The 603-nt window shown below is 74.6% G+C and carries 2 protein-coding genes; one reads left to right on the top strand and one right to left on the bottom strand.

Annotated features, from left to right (window positions below; genetic code table 11):
* The coding region (locus QC029_RS30455) for a hypothetical protein (protein WP_279559077.1) at nt 1-276 on the top strand (276 nt) is incomplete at its 5' end.
* Here QC029_RS30455 and QC029_RS30460 read toward each other — a convergent pair.
* On the bottom strand, nt 209-603 hold a 395-nt coding region (locus QC029_RS30460), incomplete at its 5' end, for an acyltransferase family protein (protein ID WP_369281326.1). The genes QC029_RS30455 and QC029_RS30460 overlap by 68 nt on opposite strands.

Consider the following 603-nt stretch of genomic DNA (forward strand, 5'->3'; position numbering starts at 1 on the left):
CCGCCGGAGCTGCCCCGCGTCGACCGCGACGCGCCGCTGCTCGCCACCGTCGCCGCCGGCCCGGTCGCGGGGCTCGTCGCCGCGGTCTCCGCGTGGGCCATCCGGCGCTTCACCGTACTGCCGTCCGCGTGGCTGTCCGGTGGCGCGCTGGTGGTCGCCGGGCTGGTGGTGGCGAGGGCCCCGTGGCCGTCGGCAAGCTATGCGGGCGCTACGCTCCTGCCGGTTGTGGGGTGCTTCGCGGTGGCGTGCCTGGCGTGGCCGGACCGCGACGAGTAGCCAGCGCCGCGCGCATCACCCGCGCGCCGGGCACCTCCACGAGCTCGTAGGAGACGTAGCCCACGGCCAGGCTCGCTGCCGCCGTCACGGCCAGGACCAGCCAGAAGTGTCCGCCGAAGACGGGCACCCCGAGCACCGGAAACACCAGGTCCAGCACCGCCATGTGCCACAGGAACACGGAGTATGACCAGCGCCCGGCCAACATCGCGGGCCGCGTAGACAGCAGCGTCCCGCCCTCCCTCGGCCCGAGCGCGTAGGGCGCAACGAACAGGGCGGCGAAAACCGCGCCGAGCAGGACGCGCACGTTGAACTCGGCCGGGGTGGGGT

Origin of the sequence: Streptomyces sp. DH37 (genome assembly GCF_029813835.1) — a bacterium.
In the GTDB taxonomy this organism is placed as follows: domain Bacteria; phylum Actinomycetota; class Actinomycetes; order Streptomycetales; family Streptomycetaceae; genus Streptomyces.